This window comes from Marinococcus halophilus (assembly GCF_900166605.1).
Lineage (GTDB): Bacteria > Bacillota > Bacilli > Bacillales > Marinococcaceae > Marinococcus > Marinococcus halophilus.
Window position 1 is genome coordinate 973,813 of the sequence record NZ_FVZD01000006.1, and the last position, 20,927, is coordinate 994,739.

The 20,927-nt window shown below is 47.7% G+C and carries 17 protein-coding genes; 14 read left to right on the forward strand and 3 right to left on the reverse strand.

Annotated features, from left to right (window positions below; genetic code table 11):
• Window positions 1-97 precede the first annotated feature (97 nt).
• The 5 genes from B5066_RS11015 (at window position 98) to B5066_RS11035 (ending at window position 6,701) form a co-directional block, all read left to right on the forward strand.
• Entirely contained in the window at window positions 98-1,894 is a 1,797-nt protein-coding gene (locus B5066_RS11015; protein ID WP_244897364.1) for a sigma 54-interacting transcriptional regulator, read from the forward strand.
• Between the two features lie 136 nt (window positions 1,895-2,030).
• Window positions 2,031-3,224: an iron-containing alcohol dehydrogenase gene (locus B5066_RS11020; protein ID WP_079475966.1), complete on the forward strand. Its 1,194-nt coding sequence runs from the start codon at window positions 2,031-2,033 to the stop codon at window positions 3,222-3,224.
• Between the two features lie 15 nt (window positions 3,225-3,239).
• Window positions 3,240-4,604 (forward strand): GntP family permease, encoded by a 1,365-nt coding sequence (locus tag B5066_RS11025; protein WP_179124091.1) that lies wholly within the window; start codon window positions 3,240-3,242, stop codon window positions 4,602-4,604.
• 32 nt (window positions 4,605-4,636) lie between these two features.
• On the forward strand, window positions 4,637-6,088 hold the full coding sequence (locus B5066_RS11030; RefSeq protein WP_079475967.1) for a CoA-acylating methylmalonate-semialdehyde dehydrogenase: 1,452 nt from the start codon (window positions 4,637-4,639) through the stop codon (window positions 6,086-6,088).
• 169 nt (window positions 6,089-6,257) lie between these two features.
• Window positions 6,258-6,701 (forward strand): hypothetical protein, encoded by a 444-nt coding sequence (locus tag B5066_RS11035; protein ID WP_079475968.1) that lies wholly within the window; start codon window positions 6,258-6,260, stop codon window positions 6,699-6,701.
• 515 nt (window positions 6,702-7,216) lie between these two features.
• On the opposite strand, the gene B5066_RS11040 is transcribed toward B5066_RS11035, so the two are convergent.
• Entirely contained in the window at window positions 7,217-8,044 is an 828-nt protein-coding gene (locus B5066_RS11040) for a manganese catalase (RefSeq protein ID WP_079475969.1), read from the reverse strand.
• A gap of 385 nt (window positions 8,045-8,429) precedes the next feature.
• Between B5066_RS11040 and B5066_RS11045 the strand changes: the two genes are divergently transcribed.
• Window positions 8,430-8,855: a MaoC family dehydratase gene (locus B5066_RS11045; RefSeq protein WP_079475970.1), complete on the forward strand. Its 426-nt coding sequence runs from the start codon at window positions 8,430-8,432 to the stop codon at window positions 8,853-8,855.
• A 54-nt stretch (window positions 8,856-8,909) separates the two neighbouring features.
• On the opposite strand, the gene B5066_RS11050 is transcribed toward B5066_RS11045, so the two are convergent.
• Window positions 8,910-10,565 (reverse strand): alpha-keto acid decarboxylase family protein, encoded by a 1,656-nt coding sequence (locus B5066_RS11050; protein ID WP_079475971.1) that lies wholly within the window; start codon window positions 10,563-10,565, stop codon window positions 8,910-8,912.
• A 114-nt stretch (window positions 10,566-10,679) separates the two neighbouring features.
• Complete coding sequence (map, locus tag B5066_RS11055) at window positions 10,680-11,420, reverse strand: type I methionyl aminopeptidase (protein ID WP_079475972.1); 741 nt, start codon at window positions 11,418-11,420, stop codon at window positions 10,680-10,682.
• A gap of 226 nt (window positions 11,421-11,646) precedes the next feature.
• On the opposite strand from map, the gene B5066_RS11060 reads away from it, so the two are divergent.
• From B5066_RS11060 to B5066_RS11095, 8 genes are all read left to right on the forward strand, one after another.
• The gene (locus B5066_RS11060; RefSeq protein ID WP_079475973.1) at window positions 11,647-12,474 is read left to right on the forward strand and encodes a hypothetical protein; all 828 of its coding nucleotides are present in this window, start codon (window positions 11,647-11,649) and stop codon (window positions 12,472-12,474) included.
• Between the two features lie 74 nt (window positions 12,475-12,548).
• Window positions 12,549-14,570: a thioredoxin domain-containing protein gene (locus B5066_RS11065; protein ID WP_244897365.1), complete on the forward strand. Its 2,022-nt coding sequence runs from the start codon at window positions 12,549-12,551 to the stop codon at window positions 14,568-14,570.
• Complete coding sequence (locus B5066_RS11070) at window positions 14,567-15,166, forward strand: hypothetical protein (RefSeq protein ID WP_079475975.1); 600 nt, start codon at window positions 14,567-14,569, stop codon at window positions 15,164-15,166. The genes B5066_RS11065 and B5066_RS11070 overlap by 4 nt, the downstream gene beginning before the upstream one ends.
• A gap of 80 nt (window positions 15,167-15,246) precedes the next feature.
• On the forward strand, window positions 15,247-15,984 hold the full coding sequence (locus tag B5066_RS11075; protein WP_179124092.1) for a TSUP family transporter: 738 nt from the start codon (window positions 15,247-15,249) through the stop codon (window positions 15,982-15,984).
• Window positions 15,985-16,011: 27 nt separating this feature from the next.
• Entirely contained in the window at window positions 16,012-16,581 is a 570-nt protein-coding gene (locus B5066_RS11080) for a TetR/AcrR family transcriptional regulator (protein WP_158219041.1), read from the forward strand.
• Window positions 16,582-16,665: 84 nt separating this feature from the next.
• The gene (locus B5066_RS11085; RefSeq protein ID WP_079475978.1) at window positions 16,666-19,749 is read left to right on the forward strand and encodes an efflux RND transporter permease subunit; all 3,084 of its coding nucleotides are present in this window, start codon (window positions 16,666-16,668) and stop codon (window positions 19,747-19,749) included.
• A 6-nt stretch (window positions 19,750-19,755) separates the two neighbouring features.
• Complete coding sequence (locus tag B5066_RS11090) at window positions 19,756-20,229, forward strand: DUF6884 domain-containing protein (protein WP_143745427.1); 474 nt, start codon at window positions 19,756-19,758, stop codon at window positions 20,227-20,229.
• Window positions 20,226-20,921, forward strand: a complete 696-nt coding sequence (locus B5066_RS11095; protein WP_079475980.1) for a M50 family metallopeptidase — start codon at window positions 20,226-20,228, stop codon at window positions 20,919-20,921. The genes B5066_RS11090 and B5066_RS11095 overlap by 4 nt, the downstream gene beginning before the upstream one ends.
• The last annotated feature ends 6 nt before the right edge of the window (window positions 20,922-20,927 follow it).

The window sequence follows — 20,927 nt, forward strand, 5'->3', positions numbered from 1 at the left end:
TTATATAAAGTAAAATAACAAAAAAGAAAACGATTATATTTACGATGGCGGCATGTGCTCTTCATTATTAGAATAAAATTTAACAAGGAGGCTTGTTTTGAATAATAGCTTTGAACCACAGAGAAGAATAAAAGAATTGGAAGATAACTTTTTAGTACAGGACTGGATGGACTCTGCCCCTTTGACCGCCGGGGCAGATAATAGTGTGCAGGAGCTGGCGGAATTGATGACAGGCTCACAGAAAGAAAGCGTAGTCATTGTAAGCAGTGATAATAAACCAATTGGACTCGTTACGCCGCGGCTTTTGCTTCCATATCTGTTAGCTGACGCAGGAAGCAGTCCGGTTGCTGACTTTTTAGGTAAGGAGGATTTTATTATCATTCAGCAAAACGAGCCGTTGCTGAATGTTTATAGAAGTAATTCGGCATGGTTTATCGTCAGGGACGGAAATAACAAATTACTGGGCTTGCTGAACCGGAATAATATATCGGATGGTCTGTCGGATTTATTACAGAAGGCGGACAGGCTCGAGCATACGGCTGAAATTTTGGATATTGTCCTTGAAAGAGCCTACGAAGGAGTGGCGGTAGTAGATCACAACGGAATTATTATTCAATTTAATGATGCGTACAGCCGTTTTATTGGGATTGATAAACATTATGCGATAGGCAGGCAAGTGGAGGAAATCATAGAGAATACAAAATTACATCAAACGATACGGACCGGCCTTCCGGAGCGAGGGGCTATCCAGTATATTAATGGCCAGGCTATGGTCGTTCACCGGCTTCCGCTATGGAAAAACGGCAAAGTGGTGGGAGCAGTTGGCATGCTTATCTTTGAAGGGTTAAACGAACTGTATAAAATCTATGAGAATATGCAAAAAAGCTACAGAAATGAGCAGTTAACAAACGAAGTCGTGAATATAAGTGCAGAACGCCGTGCCCGGTTCACGCTCGATGAAATTATTGGACAAAGTGAAAGTACAATGCTTTCAAAATCGTTGGCACGAAAAGTAGCTAAAAAGCAAATAACTGTGCTTATAACCGGAGAAAGCGGCACGGGAAAAGAAATGTTTGCTCAAAGCATTCATGAGTTGAGCCCTTTTTCAACTGGGCGGTTTGTCACCGTCAATTGCGGAGCAGTGCCGGAGCATTTAATTGAATCCGAGCTTTTTGGCTATGAGGAAGGAGCTTTTACAGGAGCAAAAAAGGGAGGAAAACCGGGGAAATTTGAATTGGCTCAAAAAGGAACAATATTTTTGGATGAAATTGGCGAAATGCCTTTATATATGCAGACGAAACTGCTCCGGGTGCTGCAGGAGAGAGAATTCGAACGGGTGGGCGGCCTGGAGTCGATTCAAACTGACGCCCGTATTATAGCCGCATCGAACCGGAACTTATATGAGGAAGTAAAAAAAGGAAGCTTCCGGGAGGATTTGTACTATAGAATTAACATCGTAGAAATCCCCGTCGCTCCTCTTCGGGAAAGAAAAGAAGACATCCCTTCCCTTGTTTCTTTCTATTTAACTTCAATATGCAGCAAGCATCAGGCAGCGGTGAAAACTATCACGTCCGAAGCGTTGCAAATGTTTATTCAGTACAAATGGGAAGGAAACATCCGCGAGCTGAGAAATGTAATAGAAAATCTTGTGGTCTTATTAGAAGAAGAAGTGATTGAAAAGAAACATTTACCTGCTTATTTATTAAAGGAGAGAGAAAATAGGAGTGTGGAAGGAAAAATCCCCACATTGAAAGCAAATGATGAAGAAAGAGAAAAACAGATTATTCATAACTCGCTTGAAAAAAATAGCGGAAATAAATTGAAAACAGCAAAAGAACTGGGGATTCATCGCACTACTCTCTATCAAAAGTTAAAAAAATATAATTTAAAATAAATGTATACTATAATGACATGTCGACTGTAGATTGTACAAAAAATCTACAGTTTTATTTTTGTAAGCGTTATTATAAAGGGGTTTAAATGTTGGCATGCTTTTTGCAATAAGAATGATATAAAGGAGGAGAAATTTAATGAATATACCTACAGCTTTTCAATCGCCGTCAGTTATTCACTACGGCAAAGGGTCATTCCAGGAAGTAGGAAAAGAAACTGCCCAAAAGGGAAAAAAAGCGCTTATTATTAGTGATCAAATGATGGATCAATTAGGATACATTGAAAAGTGCCGGACTCATTTGCAAGAAGAAATGGTAGATAGCGTTACGTATACCGGAGTAGGCTCAGAACCCACGGACCAGTTTGTAGAAGAAGCATTGCAACTATTCCATCAAAAGGAGTGTGATGTAGTTTTATCAATAGGCGGAGGGAGCTGCATCGATACGGCTAAATCGGTAGCGGTGCTCAGCACCAATGGTGGATATATAGGTGATTATATGGGAGGAAAAAAACAGGCTGCGTACGCCCCCGCCCCTCATATTGCCATTCCGACCACTGCCGGGACTGGTTCGGAAGCAACGGACGTTACGATCATTACTAATACTGCTAATGAAGTGAAAATGATGGTGAAGCAGCCTGCGTTTCTGCCTGAGGCAGCCATTGTTGACCCTGAACTTTCTAAATCAGCTCCTGCAAAAGTGAAGGCTGCTACGGGGGTAGACGCCTTAAGTCATGCCATCGAGGCATACATTTCTCAGAAGGCACACGCTCTGTCAGATATGATGTCACTGTCGGCAATGGAATTAATTGTGCCGAACCTGCAAAAAACGTATGACGATCCAGAAGACGTGGAGGCCCAGGCGAAAATGGCTTTAGGTGCGCTGCAGGCAGGATGGGCTTTTTCGAATTCTTCCGTATGCTTAGTGCATGGGATGTCACGTCCAATCGGAGCCCTTTTCCATGTGCCTCATGGTTTTTCAAACGCAATGCTGCTGCCGGCTGTTATGGAATTCAGCCGCGAAGCTGCCATTGATCGTTTGGCTGACTTAGGAAGAATTTTCAAGCCAGAAGCTAAAGAATATTCAAACGAAGCAGCAGCAGACATTGCCATCAGTTCTGTGAAAGAACTTTGCCGGAATCTACAGATACCTAATCTGCAGGAGTGGGGTATTGACCAAGCACAATTTGAAAGTGCTGTTGATAAAATGGTAAAAGATGCATTTGAAAGCGGCAGCCCAGAAAAAAATCCCAGGGTACCATCCGGGGAAGAAATGAAAGAATTATACCGGATTTGCTACAGCTATAATTACGATGAAGAAACCGTGAGGTAAAAGGGAGGGCGAAAAATGAGTATTGTGGGGATGTTAGGGCTGATTGCTTCTCTTGCCCTGTTAATTTACCTTACGATGAAAGGTATTAATATCATCGTAGCAGCGCTGCTTAGTTCCATCGTTGTGGCGGTTACAGGAGGGTTAAACCTTCAGAATGCCCTGTTGGATAACTATATGACTGGTTTTACTGATTACTTTGCCTCCTGGTTTTTAGTATTTCTTCTCGGAGCTATTTTTGGAAAGATTATACAGGAGACCAAAGCGGCGGATAGTATTGCCCATTGGACGAAAGAAAAGCTTGGAGCGAAACGGGCAGTTTTTGCGGTTGTAGCTGCTGCTGCGATTATGACGTACGGCGGAGTAAGTTTATTTGTGGTCGGCTTCGCAGTTTATCCTATTGCTGTTTCATTGTTCCAGGCAGCAAATCTTCCCCATAGGTTTATTCCGGCAGCTTTAGTGTTTGGCTCTATTTCATTTACGATGACAGCCCCGGGGTCTCCGGAAATCCAAAATATTATACCAACAGAATTTTTTGATACAGCACCGACAGCCGGCGGAGTTATAGGTATTTTAAGCGCCCTGCTGGTGATGGTAACCGGCGGCTGGTGGCTTGGGAGAATGGTTAAAAAGGCCAGCGACAATGGAGAAGAATTTTCTCTTCCGTATGGGCCTTCTCATAAAACTAAAGAAGAAACCGCTGCGGCAGTTGAAGCAGAAGAACTCGAGCCGGAGCACGATCCGGATCCGGAGCATCAACCCAAACTGCCGAACATTTTCTTGGCATTCGCTCCTTTAGTGTTAGTTATTATCATCTTGAATGTTCTATCCCAGTTTATTGATCCTACGTCTTCATTGTTAATTGCTTTAACCGCAGGAATCGCATTAGCTTGTGTTAGTATGAGTAAACACCTGCAGGCTTTTTGGGATTACCTGGCTACCGGTACGCAAAATGCTTTAGTAGCTTTAGCAAATACATGTGCCGTGGTCGGTTTTGGAAGTGTGGCAGCGCAGGTGGCAGCTTTTGATACCGTGGTTAATGGCTTGGTAAATATGCCGGGGCCGCCATTATTAGGGTTAGCTATAGGCGTAACAGTAATATGTGGTATTACAGGGTCAGCATCCGGTGGGCTGGGCATTGCACTTCCTATCCTGGCGCCTATTTACATGGCTCAGGGCCTGAACCCGGGAGACATGCACAGAATTTCTGCGCTGGCTTCTGGGGGAATCGACTCCCTTCCGCATAATGGTTATGTGGTCACGACAGTAAGAGTTATTTGTGGAGAAACGCACAAAAGATCTTATAAACCAATCTTTTTTGTAAGCGTTGTCGTGCCTTGTATTGTTTTATTCCTGGCTGTCATGGCTTATTCAATTTTTTAAACAGTTTACTATATTAAAGGAGGAATTTTATTATGCAGGAACAAGCAGTAACGACCTTGAAAAATTTTATCGGCGGCGAATGGGTGACCTCCCGGTCCGCCACCGACCAGGTGTACAATCCGGCCACCAGTGAGGTGATCGCCCGCGTCCCGCTTTCCTCGAAGGACGAAGTGAACGAGGCCGTGGAGGCGTCGAAAATGGCGTACCGCGACTGGTCGACCAAGCCCGTGCCGCAACGCGCCCGTATCCTGTTTGCCTACCAGCAGCTGCTCGTGAGCCACTGGGACGAGCTCGCCGAGATCATTACGCTCGAAAACGGCAAAAACCTGAAGGAGGCCAAAGGCGAAGTGCAGCGCGGCATCGAATGCGTGGAATTTGCCGCCGGGGCCCCGACGCTCATGATGGGCGACCAGCTCCCGGACATTGCGACGAACATCGAGTCCGGGATGTACCGCTACCCGATCGGCGTCGTCGGCGGGATCACCCCGTTCAACTTCCCGATGATGGTGCCGTGCTGGATGTTTCCGCTCGCGATCGCCTGCGGCAACACGTTCGTGCTGAAGCCGTCCGAGCGGACCCCGATGCTCGCGAACAGGCTCGCCGAGCTGTTCGAGGAAGCGGGCCTCCCGAAGGGCGTCCTGTCCGTGGTGCACGGCGCGCATGACGTCGTGAACGGCCTGCTCGAGCACGAGGACGTGCCGGCGATTTCCTTTGTCGGCTCCCAGCCGGTCGCGGACTACGTGTACAAAACCGGGACGGCGCACGGCAAACGCGTGCAGGCGCTCGCCGGGGCGAAAAACCATACGCTCGTGATGGAGGACGCGGACCTCGATAACGCGGCCTGGCAGATTTTAAACGCCGCCTTCGGCTCCGCCGGGGAACGGTGCATGGCCGCCTCCGTGGTGGCGGTGCAGGAGAGCGTCGCCGACGAGCTGGTGGCCAGGATCCAGGCGTATGCCGACGACGTCACCATCGGCAACGGCCGCGAGAAGGACGTGTTCCTCGGGCCGGTGATCCGCGAGGGGCACCTCGAGAAAACGAAGGCCTACATCGACAAAGGCGTCGAGGAAGGCGCGACGCTCGTGCGCGACGGCCGCGAGGACGAGGTGGCCCGGGAGGGCTACTTTATCGGCCCGACGATCTTTGACCACGTGCAGCAGACGATGACCATCTGGCAGGATGAGCTGTTTGCGCCGGTCCTGTCCATCGTGCGGGTGCCGGACCTGACCGCCGGCATCGCGTGGGCGAACGAGTCCCGCTTTGCGAACGGCGCGTGCCTGTTCACAAGCTCCGGGCACCACGTCCGCGAATTCCGGGAAACGATTGATGCCGGGATGCTCGGGGTCAACGTCGGGGTGCCGGCGCCGATGGCGTTCTTCCCGTTTTCGGGCTGGAAGGATTCCTTCTACGGCGACCTGCATGCGAACGGCAAGGACGGCGTGGAGTTCTACACCCGCAAGAAAATGGTGACCGCCCGCTGGTAATCCAAAATTCAAAAAGTAATATCCTTTTAATAAAGGGTATTACTTTTTTTGTACTGTAGACAATTACCTGTAATAAAAGTAAATTAACAAACTATAAAATATAGCGGTTGTAACGATGATTCTCAGGGAATAACATCTTCAGTATAAAATTAAGGGAGAGTGTAATATTATGAGTGCACGCATGGGTCAGGAAATGGATGAAATTCTCAGTCGATTGGAAGAAGATTATGTGAAGGCTGTGAAAGGTAATGAGAGCGGAAACGTAGAAGACTTCGTAGAAAAATTCTTGTATGATTCATGGGCATATAATGAAGAAAATATGGATAATATTAAAAGTGTGTTAAGCCGTTATACAAGAAAGGAAATTCATCAAAGCACCTTTAGTGGTTCTTTCAATGAAATGGTTGGACATTTGCAGAAAAAGCTAAAAGAGCTTGACCGGGATAAGAATTACCCTGCGCTGCATACAGATTACGGGGCTTCGGTAGTGGTCGCCTTTGTAGATGGTTTGATTATTCAATATTATGTAGGGGTTTACAGTATCGATCAACTGAAAAATATGACACCTGCCTTTAAGCGCCTGATTCTTGAAGCACTAACGGTAGAAACATAAGTACAAAGCGAATCTTGTTTTTGCCCAAAATCCGGCTAATATGTTGGGGGATTCTCAGGTATAGATTTGAAAAGCAAAAATTTTATCGTGGCGCAGGTTTATATGAACTGCTTTATTTGCTGGCTATTTTCGTATAATATTCTATAGCTTTTTGAATTTCGAACCCCTTGAAGCCAATCGAAATTATTTGTGGGCATCTCTGCTTTTTCTATAGGGAAGTTAGGATGAAAAGCCAGGCATTCACGAAATAGGGTCTAGCTATTTTCAAAGGCTTTAACTTAGTTCAGCAAATAGCTTTTGTGAAATCACACCTTACGCATGAAAAACGTACCAGGCTTCTTATTTAAACCATTATCCTTATTGATGTATTCTGATAAGTTTCGGGAAAATATGATATCTGTACGGATTAGTTTATGCTCGCGGGTAATGAAATTAATTCGAATAAAAAGCCTCCGAAAATGAATATCGGAGGCTTTTAACGAAAAAAAGAAGTGAATAAAACTGGTTACTAATAATTATTGTTTGTCCATATTTGGAAGAGTGTTGTGCATATAGTCAGGAGCAGGCTTCAGCTCAGGCTTGCCTCCATGAGCCTTCGGCTCCGATACATATTCAAAGGACTGGCCGTCCGGTGCTTTGTCTTTCAGCCAGTTAAGATTTGCGCTTTGCTCTCCTTCAGAAAAGTTCATCAGCTGGTGGGAAAACTCAGTTGCTTCCCACTGTGCCGGTACAGTGGACGGTGCAGTAAAGCCTTCTTTTTGTTCGAGTTCTTTAATTGCTGCAGCCCACTGATTCTGGTGCATCGTATCACGGGCGAGTAAGAAAGAAAGCATCTGACGGACACCTTTGTCTTCGGTCATTTCATACAGGCGTGCTACCTGCAGGCGTCCCTGCGATTCCGCATTAAGGTTGGCCCGGAAATCACTGAGCACATTGCCGCTCGCGATAATATAGCCTGCATTCCAAGGAACACCATTGCTGTCTTTAGGAACGGCGCCGAGTCCGGAAACAATCGCATGCTGCGGGTTCATGTCTCCCATTATGGATTCGATAACTGGGTTTTTAGCTGCTTCTTCCTGTTCTTCTACAGGAGCGTCATCGAGCAGCTGGGCGATCATGGTCGCGATCATTTCAATATGGCCAAATTCTTCTGTGCCGGTATCCATCAACATATCCTTATACTGTTCGTTGCCGCGGGTATTCCATCCTTGAAACATGTATTGCATCGCTACAGAGATTTCACCGAACTGGCCGCCGAGAATCTCCTGCAGTTTTTTGGCAAAGACGGGATCCGGACGGTCTGGTTTCGCGTGAAATTGCAGCTCTTTACGGTGAAAAAACATAAATGAATAACTCCTTTTTTGTAGTAAATAGTTAGTCTATCTAATTGGATGTTTATAGTTCATGTCGTGAAAAAGACAACATACCGCCCTGGCGCTTGGTGGACCGCCCTCCTTTCTGAAATCATAAAAAAAGAGCCAGAAAAAGAAGGTGTCTCCTTTCTCTGGCTCATAATCCAGCTTTTTATCTGGTTATTCCCGCCACGCAATATGCTGTACTGATTATGTTATAGCCGATAACGGCAAAGTCTAAACGTAGAGTTGCCATTTCTTTTAAAAACATACAGGAATTTTAAAATTTAGATGTTTTTATAAACAGAGGCAGTATACTAAGGTGGAAATGATATTTTGTAATTGGTTTAATGTAAAAGGACGAGGAGGAGAAAAAATGAGGCTGGATACTTTTACCCCCGGCCAGAAATTTGAAACACGTGCATACAGGGTGACTAAGGATGATGTTTTGCGGTTTGCCCGGGAGTTCGATCCGCAGTATATGCATGTAAACGAAGAGAAAGCCCAAGCGGGGAGATTTAATGGCATTATTGCCTCCGGTATTCATACGATAAGTATCACATTCAAATTGTGGGTAGAGACAGGGGTGTACGGCGACGATGTCGTAGCGGGTACAGAAATGAACCATATCAAATTCATCAAGCCGGTGTACCCGGGTGATGAACTGCGTGTGTATGCGGAAGTGACCAACATAGAAGCAAAAAGGAAAAACGAAGGCATCCTCACGGTGATGCTCAGAACATACAATCAAGAGAACACGAAAGTGTTTGAGAGTGAATTGTCTGTGCTGATTAAACGATAATGCCGAATAAAAAAGCTAATCTCCTTATGAAATGAGATTAGCTTTTAACTGCTGCTATGAGCTGCTGCCTTCGGCAAATTCCCGAAGCCGCTTCAGATGAATCGGCGCATCCATCTGGTCATCGACGTTCATTTCGATAAAATGGAGCGTATCGTTTTGGCCAATGCGGGCCACGGCTTCTTCAAATTCCGTGGAAGTGGACACGCTCACCGTTTCCGCGGCAGGATAAAAACTTTTTACGAGCTGCATGTAATCCCAATGCGGAATATCATTGTAGCGGGCATGGGTATTTTCTGTGTTTAAATAACGTTCAACAGTGTAGCCCTTGTTGTTTAAAAAGAAAATAACCGGCTTAAGATTCTGCTCGGCCATCGCACTAAGCTCCTGGGCGGTCAGCTGAAACGATCCATCTCCCATAAATAACAGGACGCGCCGGCCGGGAGCTGCAAGCTCGGCCCCGAAGGCCGCCGGGAGGGCGTATCCGATACTCTGCCAGGAGCCCTGGGAAATAAAAAGCGTATTCTCAGGAAGACGTACGTGCGGCAGTCCGTAAGAAAATGTGCCAGTCTCGACGACTACAATATCCTTCGGCTGGAGCAGCTTTTGGATAATAGGATAGTACGTTTCTGCCAGCAGTCGTTCCGAATAGTTTTCGGACGGAAAATCATAGAAGGACGGAAGATAGCCAATCTGTTCAAACGTACGGCACTCCATTAAGGTAAGAGCATCAATCACTTCTTCAACCACTGTATTGTACCGTGCTTTGTTTTGAATGGAAATCTCCTGTGGCTGGATATCGATCCGTTTTTCCGCCGGGAGATCGGCAGTGAATTTTGCCATGTTAAAATCGGATTCAAGCAATCCGGCAGTAATAATTAAATCAGCGTTCTCTACATAACCGCGCACCTGCTGGCTGCCGAAGGCCCCGGCGTAAATACCGATGTATAGCGGATGCTGTTCATTGAACCCGCTTTTGCCCTGCATCATCTGGGCTGTCGGAATGTTCAAATGTTCTGCCAGCTGTAAAATAATGTTCTCCATGTGGTAGCGGGAGGTAAAAATATCTACAAGCAGCACCGCTTTTTCTGCCTGATCAATGGCTTCCTTCATCAGCTGGGCTGTTTCCTGCACGACCAGCTCATCGCTCATGTAGGAAAGCTCCTGCTGGATACCGGGAGTCTCGATGCGCGTGGTCGCTGTATCCTGCGGAATATCCAGATAAACCGGCTTTCGCTCACGGACGGCAGAAGCGATCGCTTTTGGAATTTCCTCGGCGGCGTTTTCGGGGGTGATTTTTACTGCATAACAGGTGATTTCCTGATGCATGCGCAGAAACACCGAATAGTCGCCGTTCATTAATGTATGATGGGCTTTAGTCCCGGCTTCCTGCATAGAGAAGGCGGGTGAGCCGACAATATGGATGAGGGGAATGTGTTCACTGTAGGCTCCGGCAACAGCATTCGAAGCGCTAAGCTCCCCCACGCCGAACGTGGTAATCATAGCGCTGAGGCCTGCGACGTGCGCATAGCCATCTGCCGCATAACCGGCATTCAGCTCATTTCTGTTATCAACAAAGCGAATGCCGCTGTAGCTTTCAAGCTCATCAAGCAGGGCGAAGTTATAATCGCCCGGTACGCCGAATATTTCTGTAATACCTTCTTTTGCAAGGCAGTCATATAAAAAGGAACTGATTGTTTGTTGTGCTGGCATAATGAACCTCCTGAACGGGATGATAGTAGGCTGTTCCCGTATTCGTGAAGATTTAGACATAGGTCAGGAGAAAAATCGCCTGCAGCGGTAAATAGATAAGAAAAAATTACGAGCCTACAGTGTAGTTATAATCGGGCCGTCCCTGGTGAGAATAATTGTATGCTCGTATTGAGCTACATAGCTGTCATCGGTCAACAGGGTCCAGCCATCTTCAGCCGGAAAAACCTCCTCTTCAAACGTCGAAATAAAAGGCTCAAAGGCAATGACCGCTCCATCCTTTAAAATTTCATCGTCCCAACGGGAAAAGTAGTTAAAAATATGCTCCGGCGGTTCATGAATCGAGCGTCCAATGCCGTGCCCGGTAAGATTTTTGATAACCGTCAGACCATGCTGCTTTGCCACGTTGTGTACAGCTTTTCCGAGAGCGCTCTTTTTTGCCCCGGGTTTAGCTTTCTCCAGGCCGGCATCGAATGCTTCTTTGGCAGCGTCGCATATTTTTTGTAACACCGGTTCAGCACTGCCAATCACAAAGGAAACCCCAGTATCTGCGAAATAGCCGTTTTTCGAACCCGAAACATCAATATTGATAAGGTCGCCTTCCTGAATGGCCCGATCGCCCGGGATTCCGTGCGCTACTTCTTCATTGACGCTGATACACGTCTGGCCGGGAAAGTCGTACACTCCTTTCGGGGCAGATTGAGCTTCTGATTGTTCAAACAGCTTTTCTGCAATGGTATCGAGTTCCTTTGTTGTAATCCCTGGTTTAGCAGTCTGGACTAGTTTGTTCCGAATCGTTCCACAAATTTCGCCAATTTCCCGTAAACCCTGAAAATCCTCTTCCGTTTTTGCAATCATTGTGTATCCTCACTTTTTAAACAGTTTATGATAATCATTACATTTAGATTCTATCATAAAAATTTAAAAGAGAGCTGCCCGGGGCAGGGGAAAAGCTTCTATTAAAAACAGGAGTAAAATCTAACTATATGCCAGGCAATGCATTATTTAAAATCGAAAAATTGGTATAGTAATGTTAAAAAGCAATTAACAAACATTAGAGTGATAGTATAAAGGGGCACCTGACATGAAGAAACAATTAGTTATGATTAGTCTGTCATCACTATTAGCACTATCTGCTTGTGTAACTTCGGAAGATTCAGGCAGTGATTCAAGCGAAAACAAGGAGAATAAAGACGAGGCTTCTGCAAATGATTCTTCCAGTGAAAAAGATACGAAGACAGAAACAGCCGAAATGGCGGCTGAAGAAACATCCGAACGTTTTGAAAAGTTGCACGAAACGATGGCCACGTTCAGCCTTCCCGAAAAAGGACGTCTAAGTAGTAAGGAAGCAAAACTGCGGTTTGGGGAGATTCTTCGACCAGAAGACGAGTACAAAGATGTTATTGTCTATGATAATTCGATGATTTTTTATAAAAATACGAAAGAAACGTATACTTACTCCTGGATCAATTACGATACATTATCGCAGGAAGACAAGCCCAAACCGTATGGAACGCAAGCGTTAGGGGCGTTAAAATATAGAGTGAATCATGACATGGTATTTTATCCTTCAATATTCGAAGGAAACGCAGGTACACCTTTAAAAAATTTAGATGAATACAAAGGGGACAAAAAAACTCTTATTGCCTCAGGGGAGCTTGTAGAAAAAGAAGGGAAGAATCCCACAGGCTACGAAGCTATTGAGGCAGGTTCACAACGTATGTTAAGCCAACTTCACCAGCTTGAACCTTACGTTGAACAATTCGACGCCGTACACGACTGGACGACAGAAACAATTTATTACTTTGAAGAAGCCGAATCATACGATGAAGAAGAATGGAAAGAAGCTTATAAGTATTATAAAAAAGGCGTTGATAATATTGACGAAATGGACAAAGCAATAAACGGATAACTGGTAAACACGCTGTCCTTGTTTGGGCAGCGTCTTTTTCGTGAATAAATATTAACAAGAAAGGACGTGATTGGTTGAACCGTCTACAATACGAAAAATCGCCCTATCTCCAGCAGCATAAAAACAACCCGGTGGACTGGTATCCATGGGGAACAGATGCTTTTGAAAAGGCGGAGGCAGAAAACAAACCGCTTATGGTGTCCATTGGGTATTCAACGTGCCATTGGTGTCATGTAATGGAGCAGGAAAGCTTTGAAAATGCGGAAGTGGCAGCAGTGTTAAATGAAAAATTTGTGCCTGTGAAAGTGGACCGGGAGGAGCGCCCGGATGTGGATGCAATCTATATGTCAGCATGCCAGGCTATGAACGGACACGGCGGCTGGCCGCTGAACGTGTTTATTACGCCGGACCAGAAGCCCTTCTATGCAGCCACCTATATTCCAAGGAACCAGATGGGCAGTATGCCGGGAATTATGGATATCCTAAGCCAGCTTTCAGATATCTACCGCGACGACCCCGAGCGAGTGGCGCAGGTGGGCAATGATATTTCCAAAGCGTTGGAGCCGCGGGCTTTAGAAACGAGACAGCTGAATATCAATAACGTGCATACAGCGTTCCGCGCCTTCACTCAGCAGTTTGACTCTTCGTACGGCGGATTCGGGTCTGCCCCAAAGTTTCCAAGTCCGCATATCGTAATGTACCTGCTGCATTACTATCATCAATTTGAAAGCGAGGGTGCGCTGTACATGGCCACCTCCACGCTCGATGCAATGGCTTCAGGAGGCATCAGAGACCATATTGGCGGCGGGTTTTCCCGTTATGCGACGGATGAGGCGTGGCTTGTGCCGCATTTTGAAAAAATGCTGTACGATAACGCGCTGCTCTTAATGGCGTATACGGAGGCGTATCAACTGACAGGTGAGACAAGGTATAAAGAAGTCGTGGAGGAAATTATTGAGTACGTGCACCGGGATCTGACGCATGAAGAAGGCGCGTTCTTCTGCGGAGAGGATGCCGACAGTGAGGGGGAAGAAGGTAAATTTTACGTCTGGACCCCGGAAGAGATTGAAGATGTGCTTGGGGAAGAGCTTGGCGAACAGTTTGCGATTGAGTACGGTATCGACCCCGCCGGAAACTTTGAAGGGAAAAGCATTCCCAACCGGATCAACCGTCCGACCGCTGGCTGGAGTGATGCAGAACGCCGCGGGGCACTGCAGGCCTTATACGAACATCGGGAAAAGCGTGTGCGTCCGTTCCGGGATGAAAAAATACTTACGTCCTGGAATGGCTGGATGATTGCTTCGATGGCTAAGGCAGGACGGGTTTTCCAGAAAGAGGAATGGACGACGTTTGCGGAGGAGGCGTACCGTTTTATTGAAACCCGGCTCCAGGATCAAAACGGGCGCTTCAAAGCCCGCTGGAAGGATGGCGACGTGCAGTATGATGCATATGTGGACGATTATGCCAATATGATCTGGGCCAGCACTGAGCTTTACGCTTCGACTTGGAAGCCGGAGTATATTGAAAAGGCGTCTGTCTGGGCAGAAACGATGGTTAGCTACTACTACGATCAGGAAAACGGGGGATTCTTTCTCACAGCGTCCGATGGGGAATCACTTCTGTTCCGGCCAAAGGAAGCTTTTGACGGAGCCGCACCTTCCGGCAACAGCGTGGCTGCGGTGCAGCTGATGAGACTTGCTCGTCTTTCCGGGAAAATGGAATTTGAACGAATAGCCGAAAAAACGTGGGAAGCTTTTTCGGCCTCCATCGAACAGGCGCCAACTGCCTTTGGTCACCTCATGCAGGGGCTGGTGCTTTTTCACGGCGACAGAAAGGAAGTAGTTATCCGGCCTGCGCAGGATGATGAAGCGTTTCGGGTGAAGACCTACATCCAGCGTGCATTTCATCCCGAAGTGACAAGCCTGGCGGCCGAATTGGAGACTGACCTCAGCCGGGCGGCTCCGTTTGCAGAGGATTATCCAGTGCAAAACGGAAAGACCACTATCTATGTCTGCCGGGACTTTTCCTGCCATGCGCCGGTGCACAGCACAGAAAGCATGAAATATTTATTCGGCACCGGGCAGGGGGAACAATGACGATTATTACGGTGGAAGCAGAAAACAACGCGTGGATTCCAGAGCTTTCCGGCCGGCTTAAGCGTTATTTTCCCGAGGCAAAGCTGATCGAACGTTTGGCGCAGCTTCCTGAGGACCCATGGGAGTGGGTCGAAGCCGAACGGCTGCGGAACCGGGAGGCGAAACAGTGGGAAGAGGAAGGTGTACCGGTAATCGTGGAAGGAGACGTGCTTGCCCCATTTATGAAGGCCTGGATGCACTATTTCCGTAAGCCCTGGCCTGAACTTTACGAGCTTGATGATTACTACCGTAAGCGCCTGCAGGATTTTCGGCTTCATCTGTCGCAACGGTACGTTTTCATTCAGCAGGAAGAAAAGAAAAAATGGCGGTGGCCGAAGCGGAAATCTCCGCTCGAAGAAGAGAAGGAAGCCAAATACCGCTATTATAACGGCATGAAGTCGCATACACCGGAACTGATTGATCTGGTGGCTTACGATTGGCTCGGCACGTATCCCGACTATCTTGACCAGCACTGGCCGGCAGAACATCCTAAACGGGAATGGCCGATACAACTGTATGAATTTATGATTTATTTTGCTGCTAATCAACGGGCGTGACAAAAGTCGCTCCCGTTTTTTCTCTCTTTATTTAAAGCATGATACAATAATAAAAGCATGTAATGAAGGGTTCTGACAACATGAGTGCCATTGGGGAATTTATTTTAATCGCTGTTATTATTTTTACAGGAAGCTTTATCCAGGGCGTCAGCGGCTTTGGTTTCGGCTTGTTCGTGATGAGCTTTGTGCCGTTTTTCTTTACGCTGCAGTTCAGCTCGCTTCTCGTTATTTCACTGTCAGTTATCACCGCCCTGAGCATTATAGGCAAGGTCTATAAGCACATTCAGTGGGCGCAGCTCGGATATTTGCTGGCAGCCACCGCAGCAGGAAGATTTGCAGCTTTTTTTATACTACATAACTTTGGGGAAATGGATATTCTGAAAAAAGTACTCGGTCTCGTGCTTCTCGGCATGGTCGTGTATACCTTTGCCCAAAAGCCGGAAAAAAAACTGCGGCCGGTCCCGAAATGGATTCCGCTCACGCTCGGCTTTTGCGGTGGGCTGGTAGGCGGCGTATTTGGTGTTGGCGGTCCTTTTTTTGTTGTTTATTTTCTATTAACCACAGCCAACAAATACCATTATACGGCGAACCTGCAGATTACATTTTTAATTGGAAGTCTTTTAACTGTTCTTGCCCACGCAGGCGCCGGTGACTATTCAAAGGAGCTGCTGCTTTATGTTCCTATAGGAATTGTGTGTGTGCTGCTTGGAACAAGGATTGGTATCCGATATTTTGAAAAGCTGCCGCAAAAGCATATTCGTACACTTACGGCCGTTATTATTGGAATAGCCGGTCTGAATATGCTGTTTTTTGCTTGATACTGAATGGAAAGGAGGAGAACCCTGATGCCTAGGCAGCGAACAATAGACCGCCGAATGCTTTTTCAGGAAACGGAAAAGCTAATCGTGGAAGAAGGCTACCATTCGTTTCATTTTAAAGCCCTGTCGGAACGGCTCGGGGTGGCGAGAAGCACCATTTATAATTACTATGCTAAAAAAGAAGAATTAGTAACGGCATACATGCTCGATAAACTAGAGCAGGTATTCGCCCAGCTTGATGAAGCCGATCGGCAGGCGAATTTTTCCGTACGTATGAAGGCCTATATCCGGGTATGGGTGCAGCAGGCATCGGTCCATCAGGCCTTTGATATTTTCCCGGTCATGGACCACCATGCTTCCGCACAGGTGGAAATAAACGTAGAACAGCTTCAGCAGTACTTGGGGCAACTGGGGAGCCGGGCGTCTACTCTAATCGAAGCCGGTAAAAAAGAAGGGGCTATTCGAGGGGACCTCCCGACGCAGGGCATCACGCGGCTGCTGATGGTGGCCGTACAGGCACCGGACCCGTCTCTGAGCGAGGAGGAATGGGTAGAGACCATTTATAATATTTTTTTAAACGGTATCAGACATCCGTAAATAATTTTTAAATTTAAATGACACTAGTGTCATTTTCGTTCCAAACAAAGTATACTGGGGTAATAATACTGTGGGGGGAGAAACGTGAAAAAAATAATTGCAAAACCGAAGCTGATTTTATTATTTATGGCGATGCTTGTCATCGTCGGTACGCTGTCTTTTTTCCAGCTGCCGCAAAAAGAAATTCCATCAACCAATCCACCGGTGGGGCAGGTGACTACGGTGTACCCTGGAGCCTCGGCCGAGGAAGTGGAAACGACAGTCACGAACCAGCTTGAAGAAGAGATTGATAACGAATCGGCCACAGCGTCGATTTCTTCGGTCTCCTCGCCCGGGCTGTCGTCCATTACTGTAGAGCTTGATGAAAGCACTGAAAATCCAGAGCAGGTGTGGAATAGTCTCGAGCAGAGGCTATCACAGGTGAGCACCACGTTTCCGGATGATGCAGAAGAGCCGTCCATCAATAGCGAACTGAGTCAGCAGGGGCTGGCTATTTATCAGCTGACAGTGGAGGAAGAATCGGTTCCGGAAGCGGTACAGCTGATTGAAAACTGGGAGCAGCGGTTCACTGGTATAGCAGATATCGACAGCCTGGAAATTACTGGCGACGTGGAGCGCGAGCTGCAGGTTCGCCCCGATAGTGAAGCACTCGAGGAGGAAGGATTGCAGTCCGGCCAGATTATTGGGGCGCTCTCCTCAGCCTCGGAGATCGTTCCGCCCGGAGAGTGGCAGCGCGGAGGAGAGCTGTATCAAGTAGAGCTTGAAGCACTTGAAAACGTAGAAGACTGGGAAAGCATTGAGGTGAGCCAGGGCCAGCAGGGCGGCGGAGAAAGTGTTCTACTCGGGGACGTTGCCACAGTGGAAAACACTTATGAGCCGATAGATGAACAGGTGGAATACAATCAGCAGTCGGCCCTGTCGGTAACATTCTTTCTTGCGGATAATGCGAGCGTGCCGCAGGCACAAAGTAGTTTAGATGACGTGATAGGGGATTTTGAACAGCAGCTGCCTGCAGGCATGGAGCTGACCCAGCTCTATACGCAGGGCGACGTCGTAGAGGATTTATTTTCAAGTCTGGCTATCTCATTTGTGGTGGCATTTGTGTCGGTATTAATTGTGTGTTCTATCGGCCTGCGGCTGCGGACAGCCCTTTCGGTAGCTATATCGATTCCGGCAGCACTTGCGATCGGGATGATTCCTCTTCCGTTTACCGATGTCGGTCTGAATCAAATTTCGTTGATTGCTTTTATCATTTCGCTTGGGATTCTCGTTGACGATGCCATTGTCGTAAACGACAACATTGACCGCCGGCTCCGGAGGGGCGACAGCCCGATTGAAGCAGCAAGCAACGGGGTGAGGGAAGTGCTTGTATCCGTTATTGTGTCAACGCTTGCTGTTGTATTTACCTTTTTTCCGCTTTTATTTCTTCCGGGAGCGGCTGGTTCGTTTATCCGCCCCCTGCCTGTCGTGCTGATTACGGTATTGATTTCGTCTACGCTTCTTGCGATCTTTTTTATCCCAATTTACCGGGGCATTGTAGAAAAAAGAAGAACAAAGACACTCAAGCGCCCCTCACCGGGATTTCTGGGCTCCTTTCTCGACCGTTCAGCCAGATGGTACAGTAAACGAGTGTTGACGCGTCTCGTAAAGCGGCCGATTATCGTGTCGCTTGCCGGCCTTATACTCGGAACATCGGCATTTGCGCTCGTGCCGTACACGCCGCTCGAGTTTTTCCCGGACACGGAGCGGGAGGAAGTATTTATCGAAGCATCGGTGCCCGAAAATACCCCGCTTGAGGAAACGGAAACCCAGGCGGAAGAAGTCAGCGCCTGGCTGCAGACACGAAAAGGAGTAACGTCGGTGTCTTCTTATGCCGGGACGGAAATTCCTACCGTATTTTCGGGTGGGGCAGGAGGCGGTGCTGCCGGCCCGAACGATATGAATTTTCTCGTTTACGTAAACCCTGAAGAGATTCCGGCAAGAGAAGGAAGTGAAACGTGGCCGCAAGAGATCCGGAATACCTTCGACAACGTCGAAGCCCAGGGGTCAATCGTTGAATCCGGGCCGCCGGTGGGTGCTCCGATTGCGATTGAGCTTTCCGGGGAGGAAACAGAGGAGCTCTTCTCTGCAGCAGCGGAAGTCGAAGCATTGTTTGACGCAACGGACGGAGTGGATTTGGCTGTGTCTAACGCCAATCAGAACGTGAATCAATGGCGGTTTGAACAGGACAGGGAGGCCATGGAAGGGACAGGCGTCACCAATGAAGCTGTAAGCACCGAGCTCCGGCTGCTTGGGGAAGGCGTGCCGTTTGGCCAGTGGAATACGGATAATGAAGTAGTACCGGTCCAGGTGATGTATGATAACGGAGAGCAGGTTACAAACAGCGACCTGAACCAAATTATTATGGCCAGAGACGACAATGGAGAAGACGTTACGTTAAATGATCTGGGGGAGGGCACAGAGGAAACAACGATTTCCGCTGTCCCGCATGAAAATACAGAGCGGACCATTACAGTCCGAGCGTACCCGGGAGATGTCTCCGAAGACGAAATTTTAGCCGCAGCTGAAGATTCTCTTGATTCGATTGAAAATGAATACGGAGGAGTCAGTGTCCAGATAGGCGGCGAAACCTCTGAACGAAACGATGTATTTATTGATATTGGGCAAATATTTATCGTAGTAGTCTTTTTGCTGTTGATTTTGTTTGCCCTGCAGTTTTATTCGCTCCGGATCCCGTTTATCGTATTGAGCGCAGTATATGTTGCTATCGCCGGAGTTATTCTCGGTCTGTTCCTAACTCAGACAGGACTTGGTTTTATGTCAATGATGGGGGCTGTCAGTCTCGCCGGTATCGTCGTACGGAACGCAGTCGTTATGATAGAATTTATGGAGCAGCGCATCCGAGCGGGGGCAGATGTGCGAACGGCTGTCACGGCAGCCGGAGAAGAACGGTTCCGGCCAATTCTTTTAACAAGCTTAACGTCCATCGCCGGCCTGCTTCCGATTGCCCTTGGGGACAATCCATTGTTTCAGCCGCTCGGCACAGCCATCGTAACTGGCCTTGTCTTTTCCACAATAATGACGCTTCTTTTAGTGCCGGCTCTGTATACGTGGAAAACGGAAAGCGACCAAAAAAGACATACACGAAAATTAAAGAAAAAAAGGTGAATGAAATTGAAACAGCTCGCAATTATTCCCTGCGGGGCGAAAAAGGCCTGGGATGCAGATCCGGGCCTTGGCCCCCTCCCTGTAAAACATGTGTACCAGAGTACCTTTCATCAGCTGTGCCGGGCTTACGCCGAAGCGTTCACTGACCAATGGACTGTGCTCTCTGGAAAACATGGCTTTATGTATCCGCAGGAGCGTATTGATGCAAATTACGACGTCACGTTTGGGAAAAAACAGCGGGAAGAAGTTTCCACGGAGTTTTGTCTGCAACAGTGGCAGACAAAGCAGATGGGTGAGTATGACCAGTATGTAGTGCTTCTGGGACGGAAATTCAATCCGCTCATTGCCAGAATACTGCCAATGGAACGGACTGTTTTTCCGCTGCGGGACTACCGGGGGATGGGATACATGCAACAGGCGTTAAAGCAGGCGGTGGGAAATAATCGTCCGCTGCCCGGCCACGCGCAGGAACAATTATGATTGAGACGGCCGTGTTTTTCCTGACAACAGCAGTCGTGCTAACAGCCCTTACCTATACACCGGTCGTGGGTACCTATCTTTCCCTGTTTCAGACACTGGTACATGAGAATGGCCATGCTTTTATGGCGCTTGCCACCGGCGGAAAAGTGCGCTCCATTTCTTTATTTTATACGCGGGAGGGTCTCGCTGAAACCGGGCATAAAGGCAAACTGGGCCAGGCGCTTACAACATTCGCGGGCTATCCGTTCGCAAGCGGCATGGCTCTTCTATACAGCTGGATATTTACGTCCGGGTGGTACAGTGGGCTCATGCTTGGTCTCGTAGGTCTGTTCATTTGGAATACACTTTTCTGGGTCCGCAACCCTGCCGGGATTATCTGGGGGCTGGCAGCTTCTGCAGGAGGACTGTATGTGCTGATTGAAAATATGGAAATGCTTAAGATATGGATAATGTTTATTCTCGGGGTGCTTCTGCTCACCCAGTCGGTGCGTTCAGCCTGGATTATCCTGCAACGTAGTCTGCGGATGCCTGGCGACGCCGGAGACGCTACCGGTATGCATCGTGTGAGCCGTGTTCCCTCCCAGGTGTGGGGAGTGCTATTTTTCGCTATGGCACTTGCAGCCGCATGGTTTTCAGCCGGATTCTGGCTGCAGTGGGACAGCTCTGTATTAATTCAAAGAGGAAACGCCTAGGCGCTT

What these genes read in the sequence shown, in the direction of transcription:
- B5066_RS11020 (WP_079475966.1), top strand. Translation starts at nt 2,031, where the DNA reads ATGAATATACCTACAGCTTTTCAATCGCCGTCAGTTATTCACTACGGC.
- B5066_RS11025 (WP_179124091.1), top strand. Translation starts at nt 3,240, where the DNA reads ATGAGTATTGTGGGGATGTTAGGGCTGATTGCTTCTCTTGCCCTGTTA.
- B5066_RS11030 (WP_079475967.1), top strand. Translation starts at nt 4,637, where the DNA reads ATGCAGGAACAAGCAGTAACGACCTTGAAAAATTTTATCGGCGGCGAA.
- B5066_RS11035 (WP_079475968.1), top strand. Translation starts at nt 6,258, where the DNA reads ATGAGTGCACGCATGGGTCAGGAAATGGATGAAATTCTCAGTCGATTG.
- B5066_RS11040 (WP_079475969.1), bottom strand. Translation starts at nt 8,044, where the DNA reads ATGTTTTTTCACCGTAAAGAGCTGCAATTTCACGCGAAACCAGACCGT.
- B5066_RS11045 (WP_079475970.1), top strand. Translation starts at nt 8,430, where the DNA reads ATGAGGCTGGATACTTTTACCCCCGGCCAGAAATTTGAAACACGTGCA.
- B5066_RS11050 (WP_079475971.1), bottom strand. Translation starts at nt 10,565, where the DNA reads ATGCCAGCACAACAAACAATCAGTTCCTTTTTATATGACTGCCTTGCA.
- map (WP_079475972.1), bottom strand. Translation starts at nt 11,420, where the DNA reads ATGATTGCAAAAACGGAAGAGGATTTTCAGGGTTTACGGGAAATTGGC.
- B5066_RS11060 (WP_079475973.1), top strand. Translation starts at nt 11,647, where the DNA reads ATGAAGAAACAATTAGTTATGATTAGTCTGTCATCACTATTAGCACTA.
- B5066_RS11070 (WP_079475975.1), top strand. Translation starts at nt 14,567, where the DNA reads ATGACGATTATTACGGTGGAAGCAGAAAACAACGCGTGGATTCCAGAG.
- B5066_RS11075 (WP_179124092.1), top strand. Translation starts at nt 15,247, where the DNA reads ATGAGTGCCATTGGGGAATTTATTTTAATCGCTGTTATTATTTTTACA.
- B5066_RS11080 (WP_158219041.1), top strand. Translation starts at nt 16,012, where the DNA reads ATGCCTAGGCAGCGAACAATAGACCGCCGAATGCTTTTTCAGGAAACG.
- B5066_RS11095 (WP_079475980.1), top strand. Translation starts at nt 20,226, where the DNA reads ATGATTGAGACGGCCGTGTTTTTCCTGACAACAGCAGTCGTGCTAACA.